Genomic DNA, 12,788 nt, shown 5'->3' on the forward strand with positions numbered 1-12,788 from the left:
GGGCACTCGTGCCAAGGGCAGGAAGCGATGGCGCGCCGATCCTGCACGGCGCCCTGACCCGAGCCGTCGAGGTCGGGCAGGGCGAACCGTCGGGACGGCAAGGCAGCCGGGGCGGCCGGCGGCCGAGACAACCGAGCCGGCCGGGCAACCAAGTTGGCCGGGCAACCGAGTCGGCCGGATTCCCGGCCAGGAATGGAAGAAGGACGGACATTCATGTCGACGGTGTCTCTGGAGTTCGGGTCCACCCTCGCGGACTGCCTCGCGAAGACGGTCGCGGCCGATGGGCGGCTCGCCGACGCGGCGGCCGTGATCGCGGCCTGCGCCGAGGCGGCGGTCGATGTCAGCGAGGTGATCGGCCGGGGCATGCTCGGCGGTGCCGACCTCGCCGCCACCGGCGACCACAACAGCGACGGCGACGTCCAGAAGGCCCTCGACGTCCTCGCGCACGAGCGCTTCACGGAAGCCCTGCGCGGCGCGCCCGTGGCGGTGGTGGCCTCCGAGGAGGCCGAGGGCATGATGCAGCTCAATCCGGGCGCGCCCCTGGCCGTGGCGATCGATCCCCTCGACGGCTCGTCGAACATCGGCGTGAACATGGCGGTGGGCTCGATCTTCGGCATCCGTCCCGTCGTGGCCGGCGCGGCGGACTCGATCGCCTCCTTCACCAGCCCGGGCTCCGAGCAGATCGCCGCCGGCTTCGTCACCTACGGGCCCGCCACCTCCCTGGTGGTCACCCTCGGCCACGGCACCCAGATCTACACCCTGGACCGGGCCGAGCGGACCTTCCGCCTCACGCATCCGCGCATCGAGGTGGTGGCCACGGCCAAGGAATACGCGATCAACGCCTCGAATGCCCGGAACTGGGACGGCCCGGTGAAGGCCTATATCGAGGATTGCCTGCGCGGCTCGGAGGGGCCCCTCGACAAGGACTTCAACATGCGCTGGCTCGGCTCGCTGGTGGCGGACGCCCAGCGCGTGCTCCTGCGCGGCGGCGTGTTCCTCTATCCCGGCGACAACCGGAAGGGCTACGCGCAGGGCCGCCTGCGCCTGCTCTACGAGGCCGCGCCCATCGCCATGCTGATGGAGCAGGCAGGGGCCGGGGCCATCGACGGCGAGCGTCGGATCCTCGACATCGGCGCCACCGGCATCCACGAGCGCGTACCGCTGATCTTCGGCTCGCTCGACGAGGTCGCCTGCGTGGCCAAGTACTACGATGGCCGCAACGCCGCCGCCGGCCGCTCGCCCCTGTTCGGGCAGCGCGGCCTGATGCGCAGCTAGCGCGCCCGCACGGGACAGCACGCACACAGATGTCGGCGCGTCACCCCATCATCTCGGTCACCGGCTCCTCGGGGGCCGGGACCACCTCGGTCCGCAACACCTTCGAGCAGATCTTCCGCCGCGAGGATGTCAGCGCGGTCTACATCGAGGGCGATGCGTTTCACGCCTACGATCGCGACACCATGCGCCGCATGATGGTCGAGGAGCCGAATCTCAGCCACTTCGCGCCGCGTGCCAATCTCCTGCCGGAGCTGGAGGAGGTCTTCCGCACCTACGGCGAGTCCGGGGGCGGGCGCACCCGGCACTACGCCCACGATGCGGCGGACGCGGCGCTCTACGGCACCGAGCCGGGCACCTTCACGCCCTGGGAGGCGTTCCCGCCGGGATCCGACCTGCTGTTCTACGAGGGCCTGCACGGCTGCGTCGTCGACGACAACGTCGACATGGCCCGCTACGCCGACCTGAAGATCGGCGTGGTGCCGGTGATCAACCTCGAGTGGATCCAGAAGCTGCACCGGGACCGCTCGTTCCGGGGCTACTCCACCGAGGCCGTGACCGATGTGATCCTGCGGCGGATGCCCGACTACGTGCAGACCATCTGCCCGCAATTCACCTGGACCGACATCAACTTCCAGCGCGTGCCGACGGTGGACACCTCGAATCCCTTCATCGCCCGCTGGATCCCGACGGCCGACGAATCGATGGTGGTGATCCGGTTCAAGGACCCCAAGGGCATCGACTTCTCCTACCTGATCTCGATGATCCAGGGCTCCTTCATGAGCCGCGCCAACTCCATCGTCATCCCGGGGGGCAAGCTCGACCTTGCCATGCAGCTCATCCTGACCCCGATCATCATGCAACTCGTCGAGCGCAAGCGCCGCATGGCCTGAGCGCGGCCACGAGGCTCCAGAGGAACTCCCTATGAACGGCCCGATCATCTCGCCCTCGATCCTCTCGGCGGATTTCGCCAAGCTCGGCGAGGAGGTGCGCGCGGTGTCCGAGGCCGGGGCCGACTGGATCCACCTCGACGTGATGGACGGACACTTCGTGCCGAACCTCACCTTCGGCCCGGCGGTGATCAAGGCCCTGCGGCCGCACTCGACCAAGCCCTTCGACGTGCACCTGATGATCGCCCCGGCCGACCCCTACCTCGCGGCCTTCGCGGAGGCCGGCGCCGATGCGATCTCGGTCCATGTCGAGGCCGGCCCGCACATCCACCGCTCGCTCCAGGCGATCCGCGACCTCGGCAAGCGCGCCGGCATCGCCCTCAATCCGGGGACGCCGGCCTCGGCGATCGAGCCGCTCCTCGACCTCGTCGACCTCGTCCTGGTGATGACGGTCAATCCGGGCTTCGGCGGCCAGAGCTTCATTCCCTCGACCCTGGAAACCATCCGGCGGATCCGGGCGATGACCGCCGGCCGCGACATCGACATCGAGGTCGACGGCGGCATCGGCCCCGAGACCGTGGCGCTGGCCGCCCGCGCGGGCGCCAACGCCTTCGTGGCCGGCAATGCCGTGTTCAAGGGCGGGCCGTCCGGCTACGGGGACCGGATCGCGGCGATCCGCGCGGGTGCCGCGGAGGTCGGAGGCGGTCCCCTCTCATGCTGAGGGCGCTGATCTTCGACGTCGACGGGACGCTCGCCGAGACGGAGGACCTCCACCGGCAGGCCTTCAACGGTGCCTTCGCGGATCTCGGCCTGCCCTGGTCCTGGTCTCCGGCGCGCTACGCCGATCTGCTGACGGTGATGGGCGGCAAGGAACGCCTGCGCCACTACGTCGAGACCGAGCACGCCGACGCGGTCGAGACCCTGCGCCCGCGCATGGGCGAGATCCACGACCGCAAGACCCGCCGCTACGGCGACCTCGTGGAGGGCGGCAGCCTCGGCCTGCGCCCCGGGGTGGGCCGCCTGATCGCGGAGGCGCGGGCGGCCGGGCTCAAGCTCGCGGTGGCCAGCACGACGAGCCGACCCAACGTCGACACCCTGCTGCGGATCAACTTTCCCGCGGGCGACATCCCGTTCGACGTCATCGCCTGCGGCGACGAGGCGCCGCGCAAGAAGCCGGCCCCGGACGTCTTCGAGCTCGCGCTCGCGCGCCTCGACGTCCCGGCCGCGGAGGCCGTCGCCTTCGAGGATTCCGCCGCCGGCATCCGTTCGGCCCTGGATGCCGGGTTGCCGGTGATCGCCACGCGCAGCCGCTACACCGAGAGCCACCGCCTCGACGGGGCGTTCTCGGCCGTCTCCGATCTCGGCGAGCCCGGCGCCCCCCATCGGCACCTGTCCGGATATGCCTGGCCGGACGGCGTCGTCACGGTCGGCGCCCTGCGCGACTGGCACGCGCAGGTCACCGGCTGAAGGTCACCGGCTGAGGGTCACCGGCTGAGGGTCGGCGTCAGGGCCTCGGACGCCGCGGCTCGCCGCGTCCGCGCGGGGCGCCCTCGGCGCGGGTCGGGAACAGCATCGCCCCGGCGACGATCCCGAGCGCACCCGTCAGCGCGAGCCTGAGCCATCGCGGCGACCCCGCGTCGGTGCGGGGCCGGGTCCGGAGATCCCTGCCGCTGCTTTCGGGCCGTGCCCGATCGATCGCCTGCTGTGTCATCGCCCCAGGATAGTCCCTGTCCGCCGGATAGCCATGGGGGATCGCGCCCGAGGCCGCGCACGCTGCGGCGCAGCGTTGTCACGGGCGCGGCCCGCGGCCTATAAGCCGGCCAACCCCGCTCCGTCCGGCATCGCGGACCCGCCGCCCCGGCATAGGCTCCTGGCATATGGCCTAGGTAGATTGCCTCGGCAGATGGCCCCCGCGATCCGGTCTCGTTCCTACCAGTCTAGGGTCACGTCATGGCCGGCCATTCCCAGTTCAAGAACATCATGCACCGGAAGGGCCGCGTCGACGCGGTCCGGTCGAAGCTGTTCGGCAAGCTCGCCCGCGAGATCACGGTCGCGGCCAAGCTCGGGCTGCCGGACCCGGCGATGAATGCCCGTCTGCGCGCCGCCATCATCGCCGCCCGCGCCGAGAACGTGCCCAAGGACAACATCGAGCGCGCGATCAAGAAGGCGCAGGGGGCCGATGCGGAGAGCTACGACGAGATCCGCTACGAGGGCTACGGCCCCGGGGGCGCCGCCCTGATCGTCGAGGCGCAGACCGACAACCGCAACCGCACGGCCAGCGACGTGCGCTCGGCCTTCACGAAGTCCGGCGGCAGCCTGGCGGAGACGGGCGCCGTCTCCTTCATGTTCGACCATGTCGGCGTGGTGGAGTTCGAGGCCAAGGTCGCGGATGCCGACACCATGCTGGAGGCCGCGATCGAGGCCGGTGCCGACGACGTGCGCTCGGACGAGTCCGGCCACGAGATCACCTGCGCGCAGGAGGCCTACGGCGAGGTCTCGAAGGCCCTGGAAGCCCGCTTCGGCGAGCCGCGCCGCACGGCCCTGGTCTGGAAGGCGCAGAACACCATCGAGGTCGACGACGAGACCGGCGAGAAGCTGATCCGCCTCGTGGAGGTGATCGAGGACCAGGACGACGTCCAGAACGTCTTCGTCAACTTCGCCCTGTCGGACGCCCTGATGGAGAAGCTCCAGGGCTGAGCGAAGGCCCCCGCCTCAGGCGGCCTTCACGGTCTCGAGGAAGCGGTTCACCTCGCTGCCGAGCTGATCGGCCTCCTGCGCCAGCGCGGAGGCCGAGACCAGCACCTGGGCGGCCGCGGCGCCCGTCGCCTCGGCCGACTGGGCGACGCCCCCGATGGTGCCGGTGATCGCCCCCGTGCCGGTCGCCGCCTCGGCCACGTTGCGGATGATCTCCCGGGTCGCGGATCCCTGCTGGTCCACCGCCGCCGCGATGGCGTCCGCGGTCTGGCTCATGGTGCGGATCTGCGCGGCGATCGCCTCGATGGCCGTCACCGCCTCGCCGGTCGTGCCCTGGATCGCGTTGATCTGCTGGGTGATCTCGTCCGTGGCCCGGGCGGTCTGGTTGGCGAGTTCCTTGACCTCCGCCGCGACCACGGCGAAGCCCCGGCCCGCCTCGCCGGCGCGCGCCGCCTCGATCGTCGCATTGAGGGCCAGCAGGTTGGTCTGGCCGGCGATGCCGGAGATCATGCCGACGACGTCCCCGATCCGGGCCGCGCCCGTGCTGAGGGCATGAACCAGGCGGCCGGTGGCATCGGCCTGCCCCACCGCGCCCTGGGCCATCCGGGCCGAATCCGCGACCTGCCGGCCGATCTCCGCGACGGAGGCGCCGAGTTCCTCGGCGGCGCCGGCGACGCGACCGACATTCTGCGCGGCCATCTCGGCGGCGCCGACCACGGATCCGGCGCGTCCCGCCGTACCCTCTGCGGTTCCGGTCATGGCCTGGGCCGTGCCCTGCATCGCCGCTGCCGCCCGCGTGACCCGGCCCAGGATGTCGCTCACCGTCGTCTCGAAGTAGTGGGCGGTCTGCTGCATGGCGGCCTTGCGCTGCGCATCGGCGCCCGCCCGCGCCAGCGCGCTCTCCGATTCCAGGACCCGCATGCGGTCCATCTGCGCCTGCATCGCTCCCTCGGAGGCCGTCTGCGCCGCGAAGGTCGTCGCGATGGTGCGGGCGACCCAGGCCAGCACGCCGGTTTCGAGGAGCAGGATGACCGCGTGCAGCATCACGCGGGCGAGGTCCGAACTCTTGGCGCCGCCGGGGAAGATCAGGGCCGGCATCACGAGGTTCAGGGTGAGGTGGTGGCCGGCGATGGCGGCGGCGCAGGCCACCAGGATGGTCCAGTCGCACCAGGCGACGATCACCGCCATGCAGGCGAAGAAGTACATGTGCAGGTCGACCTGCCACGGATGTCCGGCCAGGGCCGAGAGCAGGATCGCCGCCATGCCGATCAGGGACAGGCTGCTCACCAGCCGGGTTGCCAGGCCGAGGGCGGAGCGCCGCCACATCAGCGTGCTGAGACCCGCCAGGGCGCCGGCGACCGACAACGGCACCAGGGTCGGATTGCCAGCGAGCCAGGCCGCGAGCGCGACGATCGGCAGGTGCAGCCAGAGGATGCCGATGAGGAAGCGGCCAAAATGCTGCCGAAGGGTGTCGAGGTTGGTCATCGGCGGGTCGGATCCAGAGGCGAGCGTCGGGGTCGTCGGGTCTGGTCGAGGTCGTCGGGTCTGGTTGGAGCGATCAGGTCTGTGCGGTGGGCGTGCAGCCCGTCGCGAACCAGGCGTCGAGGTCGGAGGATCCGGCCCGCACCGCCAGGACGTGGGGCCCGCCGCCCGGGCGCAGGATGGTGCCGCCCGCGCGGGCGACGATGGCGGCGACGTCCTGGCCGGGGGAACCGATCACTGCCACGGTCCCGCAGGTGGTCGGCGCCACCAGCCCGGCCGGCAGGACCAGGGTCGCACGGATCGCCAGGGGCCCGAGGAGCCGGTTCGGGCGATGGGCCGGGGAGTCGTTCACGAGGAAACCCGTCCGCCTGGAAGGTGTCCTGTGTTAATACAGGCCCATAGTCTAAGAAGCAGTTACAGAGCCGTATTGGAGCATGGTCAGCCCGGGGCTGATCTGACTTTCGCGGCCTCCGGGATGGGTCCGCAGGGCGCGCCGGTGCGCCACCGATCGCGGCACCGCGCGGGTGCGGATTGGCATAACGTTCCGTTCACGGTATGTCCCTAACGCTCGCACGGCGCGATGTTCGCGCCCGGAGCCGCGCCAGCCATGACCCTGTCCGCATGACCGTTCCCGTTCGCATCCTCGGCATCGATCCGGGCCTGCGGCGCACCGGCTGGGGCGTCGTCACGGCCACGGGGACCAAGCTCGCCTACGTCGATTGCGGCGTCGTCACCTCGGACGGGGACCTGCCCCTCGCCCTGCGCCTGCGCGAGCTCTACGAGGGCATCACCCGCATCGTCGGGGCTTTCCAGCCGGACGAGGTGTCGGTGGAGGAGACCTTCGTCAACAAGGACGCGCAGGCGACGCTGAAGCTCGGCCATGCCCGCGCGGTGGCGCTGCTGGTCCCGGCGCTGGCCGGCATGCCGGTGTTCGAGTACTCCGCCAACCTGATCAAGAAGACGGTCTCGGGCTCGGGACACGCCGACAAGGTCCAGATCCAGGCCATGGTGAAGTTCCTGCTGCCGAAGGCCGAGTTCAAGGTGGCCGACGCCGCCGATGCGCTCGCCATCGCCATCACCCACAACAGCCATCGGGGCGCCCACGCCCTCAAGCGCCAGCACGTCCCGGTGGCCGGGACGAGCAGCCTGGCGGCGGCCCGCATCGCGGCGGCCCTGGCCCGCAACTGAGCGCGGCCGCGCCCTGGACTCTGCCCGGGCGCTTGTGCAGTGCCTCTGGGCGCAACGCGCGCTGGGCGGAGATCGAACGGAATGGCCGACCACGGAACGATGCGGCCGGCGCTGCCGGTCGGCGAGACGCTGCGGGACGGCGTGACGTCCGCGCTCCCGGCGATCCGCGCCCTCGGCTCGGCCACCACCGTGGCGTTCCTCATCGTCCTGGCCAAGGAGGCCGCCCACACGCTGATGGGCGACCCGACCCGGCCCGCGCGCTTCCAGGACGACCTCTTCCTCGTCGACGGCCTCTGCACGATCCTGCTCGCCCCCTACTGGATGGCGATGTTCCGGCTCATCCTGGGCGCCGACGGCTCCGTGCGCGCCGTCGTCGAGGGCCGGGCGGGCCCGTTCCAGGACTTCCTCGCCCTCGAGCTGTTCTGGCTCCTGGTCAGCGGGGTGCTGGACCGAAGCCTCTCGCCGGAGAGGCTCGGTCCGGTCGCGCTGATCGTCGGCCTGCTCGCCTGGATCGCCCTCCTGCTCCTGCAGATCCGGACCAGCATGCTCGCGCCGGCCCTGGCGGTCGGCGCCCCCGACGCGACCCTGCGCGGCACGCTCGCGCTAACCCGCGGATCGACCGCCCGGATCGGCGTGATCCTGGTGGCCACGATCCTGCCCCTGGGTCTCGTGGACCGGATGCTGCACGCGCCCGAGCGCGCCGGCGTCGACCTGCCCCCCGTCGTCCTGGCCGTCCGAATCCTCGCCTCCAGCCTCATCGACATGGCGCTGCTCGTCCTGGTGACGGCCCTCCTGGCGGGGATCTACCGACGCCTGCGGCCGTCGCAGCGCGGCCTCACTCCACGGCCTTGAACTCGCCCTCGAGCCGCAGGGACACCTCGTCGCCGAGGAGCGGCAGGAAGGCGTTGATGCCGAAATCCGAGCGCTTGATCACCGCCCGTCCGTCGAACCCGACCGTGTAGGCCTTGTTCACCGGGTTGATCCCGGCCTGGTTGAAGGTGGCGTCGAAGGCGACCGGCCTCGTCACCCCCTTCAGGGTCAGGTCGCCGTTGACCCGCGCGGTGGTGGGGCTCGTCGGCTCGATGCCGGTCGCCGTGAACGTGGCCTTGGGGAACTTCGCGGTGTCGAAGAAGTCCGGCGCCTTGAGGTGCTGGTTGAGCCGGTCGTCGAGGCCGTTGACGCTGTCGGTGCCGATGGTGACCGTGAGGGTCGATTTCGCCGGCTCCTTCGGGTCGAGCACCGCCTGCGCGGTCACGTCGGTGATCTGGCCGTAATAGGTCGAGAAGCCGAGGTGGCTCACCGACCAGGTGATCTTGCCATGGGCGGAATCGAGCACGTAGGCGCCCGGACGGACCTGGGTCGGATCGCTGGACGGCGCGGCCGGCGTCACCGCGGCCGGCGTCTCGGCCGCCCGGGTCGCGCCGGCGGTGAACAGGAGCCCGAAGGCGAGGAGCAGCGCGGTCTGGCGCATCGAGGCGGTCATCCGTGAGTGGCGGGCAGGGCGCCTTTGATTTCACGAACGCCGCGCCGCCTCAAGGCAGGCCGGCCGCCGTCGCGCGGGAGCACAGGGTTCCGGACCATATGACGGTCCGGACCACATGGCGCTCGGGCGTTCCGGCCTGTAGGCAATCCGCCGGCGGATGGGCATCCGGCGGCGTGAGGGATGGGCGAGGCGATGATCGGCAAGCTGAAGGGCGTGGTGGATTCCTATGGCGAGGATTTCGTGATCCTCGACGTGCAGGGCGTCGGCTACGTGGTCCACTGCTCGGCCCGGACGCTCCAGCGCCTGCCCGGCATCGGCGAGGCCGCGGACCTCGCCATCGAGACCCATGTCCGGGAGGACATGATCCGGCTCTACGGCTTCCGCTCGGATGCCGAGCGCGAGTGGTTCCGTCTGCTTCAGACCGTGCAGGGTGTCGGCAGCAAGGTCGCCCTCGGACTGCTCTCGGTGCTCGAACCCTCGGCCCTCGCCTCGGCCATCGCCATGGGGGACAAGGGCGCGGTGGCGCGGGCTCCCGGCGTCGGTCCGCGCCTCGCCGCCCGCCTCGTGGCGGAACTGAAGGACAAGGCGCCGGCCTTCGCGCCCATCGATCCCGCGGTGATCGCCCTGTCGGGTGCGGTGGAAGCCCGCACGGCGCCGCAGCCCGTCGCCGACGCCATCTCGGCCCTGGTCAATCTCGGCTACGCGCCGGTCCAGGCCTCCGCGGCGATCGCCGAGGCCCTCAAGAACGCGGGCGAGGGGGCCGAGGCCAAGACCCTGATCCGGCTCGGATTGCGCGAGCTCGCCCGCTGAGGGCGGCGGGATCGTTGGGGCGCGACGGAATTGTGCCCTTGACGATCGCCGTTTCCGTTGCCAGTTTGGGCGCAAGCAGCTAACCTGCTGAAAGTAAAGCAGTTTTCAATTATTCTAATCTACGCGCCAATCCGATGCGGGGGCTCAGCTTCTGCGCTCTGGCGTCAGCACCGCCTCAGATTCGACGAAGTGGCCGGGTGAAAACCTCACCCGGTGGCCTCACCCGACACGCGAGCCACGCACGAGTTACGGTCCCGCATGATCGTCTGTTCCTGCAACGTCCTGTCCGATCGCGCCGTGCGCGCCTGCCTGCATCGCGGCCCGGATTGTCCGCGCACGCCGGCCCAGGTCCAGGCCTGCCTCGGGTGCAGCCCGAAATGCGGGCGCTGCGCCCGGACCATCCGCAACATCCTACAAAACGCCCTCGATGAGGCCGGGCATGCATGCACGGCGACTTGCGCGAGCTCCTGTAGTTTGGTCAAGGTCCAGCCTGCGGAGGAGGGGATCGCCGCCTGAGCGCCCATTCCGGGTGCTGAAGCTCCCCTCCGGCGACACGTGCCTCAAGGGAGATTGGGCGGATGAAGGGTGATGCGAAGGTCGTCGAGTACCTCAATCGGGGACTGCGCAGCGAGCTCACGGCGGTCAGCCAGTACTGGCTCCATTTCCGCATGCTCAACGACTGGGGTTACATCGATCTCGCCAAGTTCTGGCGCAAGGAATCCATCGAGGAGATGAACCACGCGGACCGGTTCGTCGACCGGATCCTGTTCCTCGACGGCTTCCCCAACCTGCAGGAACTCGATCCGCTGCGGATCGGTCAGAACGTCCAGGAAATCATCGAGTGCGATCTCGCCGCCGAGAACGAGGCGCGGGCCCTCTATCTCGAGGCGGCCAAGTACTGTGATTCGATCAACGACCGGGTGTCGAAGCGCCTGTTCGAGGATCTGGCCGAGGACGAGGAGGGCCATATCGACTTCCTCGAGACGCAGCTGGAGCTGATCGGCCAGATCGGCCTGCCGCTCTATGCCCAGAAGCATATCGGCGGCCTGGAGCCGATCGCTCCGGAAGCCGAGTAAGAGCCGGACCGCGCCGGGCTCGCGAGCCCGGCGCTCAGTCTGCCACCGCGCCGGGCTTGCGAGCCTGGCGCTCAGTCTGCCAGGACTCGCTGATAGATCTCGCGCAGGGACAGGGTGACGCCGATCGCCGGCAGATCGAGCGTGCCGTCGAGACCCTCGATCACCTGGAAGCCCCGCCAGACGCCGTCCACCCGATCGTAGACTTCCAGATGCGGTCGGTCCCGGGCGACCAGCACGTAATGCTGAATGTGCGGGCAGCCGCTGATAGACCTGCCACTTTTCAAAGCGGTCGCGGGCCTCCGTGCCCGGGGAAAGGACCTCGAACAGCACACGGGGGTTGTCGACCGAGGTCGCCCCCGGCGCGATGTCGCCGCAGACCACGATCACGTCGGGCAGCATGGCCGCCTCCAGGGCGCGGCTCTTCATGAAGAAGGTTTCCGTGAAGACCTGGCAGCTGCCGCCCGCCGCGTCGAACTGGTTTCCCAGGCGCCGCGCGATGTTCTGGACGATCCGCGCATGCTCCCAGCGCGCGCCGACCATCATCCGGACCACGCGCCCGCCGATCAGTTCCCAGCGCTCGTTCCGGGGCTTGTCCGCGAGAAGCTCCTCGAAGTCGTCGAGGGCCATCCATTCGAATTCCTGCGACGCACCGTCCACGACGAATCCCCCGCCTCGCGGCGGCCCTTGGCCGCGCGGAGAATGTAGCGCGAACGGCGCCTTTATGCGACATCCAGCCAGAGAACAGATGATGGACACAGGGCGCCGCCGCCCCCACCGAGAGTCCGTGTGAGCAAACCTGCGAGACCCACCGCGAAGGCGTCGGCGCCCAAATCGCCGACCCTCCAGCCGCTTCCCGAATCGCTCCTCACGCCCGAGCGGCGCGAGGACGACCTGGAGCAGTCGATCCGGCCCCTGAGCCTGTCCGAATTCATCGGGCAGCGGGCCGCGCGCGCCAACATGAGCATCTTCATCGAGTCGGCCAAGAAGACCGGTTCGGCCCTGGACCACGTGCTGTTCGTCGGGCCGCCGGGCCTCGGCAAGACGACGCTGGCGCAGATCGTGGCCCGCGAACTCGGGGTGAACTTCCGCTCCACCTCCGGCCCGGTCATCGCCAAGGCGGGCGACCTCGCCGCCCAGCTGACCAACCTGGAAGAGCGCGACGTGCTCTTCATCGACGAGATCCACCGCCTCAATCCGGCGGTGGAGGAGATCCTCTATCCGGCGATGGAGGATTACCAGCTCGACCTCATCATCGGCGAGGGGCCGGCCGCCCGCTCGGTGAAGATCGAGCTGCCCAAGTTCACCCTGGTCGGGGCCACCACCCGCGCCGGCCTGCTGACCACGCCCCTGCGCGACCGGTTCGGCATCCCGATCCGGCTGGAATTCTACGACGTCGACGAGCTCGAGCTCATCGTCAGCCGGGGCGCCCGGGTACTCGGCCTCGGCATGTCGCCGGAGGGCGCCAACGAGATCGCCAAGCGCGCCCGGGGGACGCCCCGCATCGCCGGGCGTCTGCTGCGCCGGGTGCGCGACTTCGCCATCGTGGCCGATGCGCCGACGGTCACCCGCGCCATCGCCGACCGGGCGCTGCAACTCCTCGACGTCGATCCGGCCGGCCTCGACGTGATGGACCGCAAGTACCTGACGATGATCGCGAGTTCCTTCAACGGCGGGCCGGTCGGGATCGAGACCATCGCGGCCGCGCTGTCGGAGCCCCGCGACGCGATCGAGGACATCATCGAGCCGTTCCTGATCCAGAAGGGCTTCGTCCAGCGCACGCCGCGCGGGCGCATGCTCACGCCCCACGCCTTCCGCCACATGGGCTTTCCCGAGCCCCGGCGCGAACCGAGCGGGCAGTTCGGCCTGTTCAACCCCGACGACCCCGACGCCTGA

Annotated in this window: 15 protein-coding genes and 1 pseudogene; 11 read left to right on the top strand and 5 right to left on the bottom strand. The window is 70.2% G+C overall.

Annotated elements, in window-relative coordinates:
- Nucleotides 1-213: 213 nt before the first annotated feature.
- The 5 genes from CRT23_RS01525 (at nt 214) to CRT23_RS01550 (ending at nt 4,859) form a co-directional block, all read left to right on the top strand.
- Nucleotides 214-1,275 (top strand): class 1 fructose-bisphosphatase, encoded by a 1,062-nt coding sequence (locus CRT23_RS01525; protein ID WP_181017226.1) that lies wholly within the window; start codon nt 214-216, stop codon nt 1,273-1,275.
- A 29-nt stretch (nt 1,276-1,304) separates the two neighbouring features.
- Entirely contained in the window at nt 1,305-2,165 is an 861-nt protein-coding gene (locus CRT23_RS01530; RefSeq protein ID WP_055947234.1) for a phosphoribulokinase, read from the top strand.
- A 31-nt stretch (nt 2,166-2,196) separates the two neighbouring features.
- The gene (gene rpe, locus CRT23_RS01535) at nt 2,197-2,883 is read left to right on the top strand and encodes a ribulose-phosphate 3-epimerase (RefSeq protein WP_055947237.1); all 687 of its coding nucleotides are present in this window, start codon (nt 2,197-2,199) and stop codon (nt 2,881-2,883) included.
- The gene (locus CRT23_RS01540) at nt 2,877-3,629 is read left to right on the top strand and encodes an HAD-IA family hydrolase (RefSeq protein WP_055947241.1); all 753 of its coding nucleotides are present in this window, start codon (nt 2,877-2,879) and stop codon (nt 3,627-3,629) included. The genes rpe and CRT23_RS01540 overlap by 7 nt, the downstream gene beginning before the upstream one ends.
- A 483-nt stretch (nt 3,630-4,112) precedes the next feature.
- Nucleotides 4,113-4,859, top strand: coding sequence for a YebC/PmpR family DNA-binding transcriptional regulator (locus CRT23_RS01550; protein ID WP_055947248.1), 747 nt, complete (start codon nt 4,113-4,115; stop codon nt 4,857-4,859).
- Between the two features lie 15 nt (nt 4,860-4,874).
- Here CRT23_RS01550 and CRT23_RS01555 read toward each other — a convergent pair whose 3' ends face one another.
- On the bottom strand, nt 4,875-6,341 hold the full coding sequence (locus CRT23_RS01555) for a methyl-accepting chemotaxis protein (RefSeq protein WP_103708306.1): 1,467 nt from the start codon (nt 6,339-6,341) through the stop codon (nt 4,875-4,877).
- Between the two features lie 73 nt (nt 6,342-6,414).
- Entirely contained in the window at nt 6,415-6,690 is a 276-nt protein-coding gene (locus CRT23_RS01560; protein WP_103708307.1) for a hypothetical protein, read from the bottom strand.
- 269 nt (nt 6,691-6,959) lie between these two features.
- Between CRT23_RS01560 and ruvC the strand changes: the two genes are divergently transcribed.
- Together ruvC and CRT23_RS01570 are read left to right on the top strand one after the other, a co-directional pair.
- Nucleotides 6,960-7,526, top strand: a complete 567-nt coding sequence (gene ruvC, locus CRT23_RS01565) for a crossover junction endodeoxyribonuclease RuvC (RefSeq protein WP_055947256.1) — start codon at nt 6,960-6,962, stop codon at nt 7,524-7,526.
- A gap of 81 nt (nt 7,527-7,607) precedes the next feature.
- Nucleotides 7,608-8,378 (top strand): hypothetical protein, encoded by a 771-nt coding sequence (locus tag CRT23_RS01570; protein WP_103708308.1) that lies wholly within the window; start codon nt 7,608-7,610, stop codon nt 8,376-8,378.
- On the opposite strand, the gene CRT23_RS01575 is transcribed toward CRT23_RS01570, so the two are convergent.
- Entirely contained in the window at nt 8,362-8,997 is a 636-nt protein-coding gene (locus CRT23_RS01575; RefSeq protein ID WP_103708547.1) for a YceI family protein, read from the bottom strand. The genes CRT23_RS01570 and CRT23_RS01575 overlap by 17 nt on opposite strands.
- Before the next feature lie 204 nt (nt 8,998-9,201).
- On the opposite strand from CRT23_RS01575, the gene ruvA reads away from it, so the two are divergent.
- The 3 genes from ruvA to bfr all read left to right on the top strand — a co-directional run bounded on the left by ruvA (nt 9,202) and on the right by bfr (nt 10,895).
- Entirely contained in the window at nt 9,202-9,819 is a 618-nt protein-coding gene (gene ruvA / locus CRT23_RS01580; RefSeq protein ID WP_103708548.1) for a Holliday junction branch migration protein RuvA, read from the top strand.
- Nucleotides 9,820-10,077: 258 nt separating this feature from the next.
- Nucleotides 10,078-10,335, top strand: a complete 258-nt coding sequence (locus tag CRT23_RS01585; RefSeq protein WP_082512803.1) for a (2Fe-2S)-binding protein — start codon at nt 10,078-10,080, stop codon at nt 10,333-10,335.
- Between the two features lie 62 nt (nt 10,336-10,397).
- Nucleotides 10,398-10,895 carry a bacterioferritin gene (bfr, locus tag CRT23_RS01590; RefSeq protein WP_055947262.1) on the top strand — a complete coding sequence of 166 codons (498 nt, stop codon included), beginning with the start codon at nt 10,398-10,400 and terminating at the stop codon, nt 10,893-10,895.
- A 71-nt stretch (nt 10,896-10,966) separates the two neighbouring features.
- On the opposite strand, the gene CRT23_RS29035 is transcribed toward bfr, so the two are convergent.
- Complete coding sequence (locus CRT23_RS29035) at nt 10,967-11,131, bottom strand: hypothetical protein (protein ID WP_245435901.1); 165 nt, start codon at nt 11,129-11,131, stop codon at nt 10,967-10,969.
- Nucleotides 11,132-11,210: 79 nt separating this feature from the next.
- A pseudogene (locus CRT23_RS29040) lies at nt 11,211-11,522 on the bottom strand (Uma2 family endonuclease); the annotation flags it as partial.
- A gap of 264 nt (nt 11,523-11,786) precedes the next feature.
- On the opposite strand from CRT23_RS29040, the gene ruvB reads away from it, so the two are divergent.
- On the top strand, nt 11,787-12,788 hold the full coding sequence (gene ruvB / locus CRT23_RS01600; protein ID WP_181017241.1) for a Holliday junction branch migration DNA helicase RuvB: 1,002 nt from the start codon (nt 11,787-11,789) through the stop codon (nt 12,786-12,788).

The sequence above is a fragment of the Methylobacterium sp. V23 genome (assembly GCF_002917135.1).
Lineage (GTDB): Bacteria > Pseudomonadota > Alphaproteobacteria > Rhizobiales > Beijerinckiaceae > Methylobacterium.